This window comes from Mucilaginibacter angelicae (assembly GCF_042434235.1).
GTDB lineage: Bacteria > Bacteroidota > Bacteroidia > Sphingobacteriales > Sphingobacteriaceae > Mucilaginibacter > Mucilaginibacter angelicae.
Genome location: NZ_JBHLTS010000005.1, coordinates 1 through 1,375 on the forward strand (window position 1 = coordinate 1; position 1,375 = coordinate 1,375).

General features: G+C 51.2%; 1 protein-coding gene. It reads right to left on the bottom strand.

Annotated features, from left to right (window positions below; genetic code table 11):
* Nucleotides 1-1,351 (bottom strand): non-ribosomal peptide synthetase (locus tag ACFFGT_RS03635; protein WP_377021147.1); only part of this gene is annotated, 1,351 nt, incomplete at its 3' end.
* Nucleotides 1,352-1,375 lie beyond the last annotated feature (24 nt).

The following is a 1,375-nucleotide window of genomic DNA, read 5'->3' on the forward strand; positions in this document are numbered from 1 at the left end:
CACTTTCGATCTCACCAAGCTCGATCCGGTAACCCCGAACCTTTACCTGGTCGTCTAAACGTCCCTGGTATTCTATATTGCCGTCCGCGAGCCATCTGCCAAGGTCCCCCGTGCGGTATAGGCGTTCACCGGGCTTGAATGGATTGGCAATAAACTTCTCAGCGCTCAGCTCTTCGCGGTTCAAATAACCCCTCGCAACTCCGGCCCCGCCTACGCAGATCTCTCCCGTTACCCCTACAGGCTGTAACTTTAAACCGGCATCTAAGATGTAGGCGGTACTATTACTGATCGGTTTTCCGATTGGGAGATCGCCGCTCACCGACGAGATATTATAGGTTAATGAAAATGTTGTGTTTTCGGTTGGGCCATAACCGTTAATGATCTCAAGACCAGGATATAATTCACGTAACTCGCTTATATGAAGCGCTGACAGACGGTCACCGCCTACGATGATCGTTTTCAGTCCTTTAAACAAACTTTTATCTTCCGAAACCAACTGATTAAACCAACCCGCAGAGAACCACATGATGCTTACCTGATTCCGGCTGATTTCTGATGATAGTAATGACGGACTTAATAAAGTTTCCTGGCTGCACATAATTAACGTGCCCCCGTTCAGCAGCATACCCCAATACTCAAAGGTCGTTGCATCGAATGATAATGCCCCTGTTGATAAAAGTTTAGCATCAGGTTTCAGATCTATATAATTGCCCGATTTAACCAGCCGGACCACGCTCCGGTGTTCTACCATCACCCCCTTGGGTTTGCCTGTTGAGCCTGAGGTATAGATCACATACGCCAGGTCCTTCGATTCATTTACACCCGCGAGGTTATCTGCACCATATTCAGCTAATGACGACCGGAATTCCGATAACAAGGTGTCATCTATCAACACCTTACAGCCGCTGTCTTTTAGCATATAACTGATCCGCTCTGAAGGGTAACCCGGATCGACCGGTACATATGCGCCTCCTGCCTTCAATACACCGAGGATCGAGATCACCAGCCATTCACTCCGGTCCTGCATGATCCCAACCAGGTCCTCACGGCCTACACCCCTCAGGCGCAGGAAATGCGCCAGCCGGTTTGACAAACCGTTCAGTTCCGAATAGCTCAGCGTCCGGTCTCCGAATACCAGTGCTGGTGATCCGGGGGCCTGCGCTGCCTGTGCCTCGAAAAGCGAAACAAGCGTCTCCTCCTCAGGGTAGGCTACCGCCGTATCATTGAAACTTTCCAGCAGCTCTTTGCGCTCTGCAGCACTCAGGTAATCCAGCTCCGAAATTGGCGCATCCGGTGAACCGCATACCGCCGGCAGCAGCCGCTCCAGGTGACCGCATAAGCGCTCTGCCATCTCACGGCTGTAGATATCGCTGTT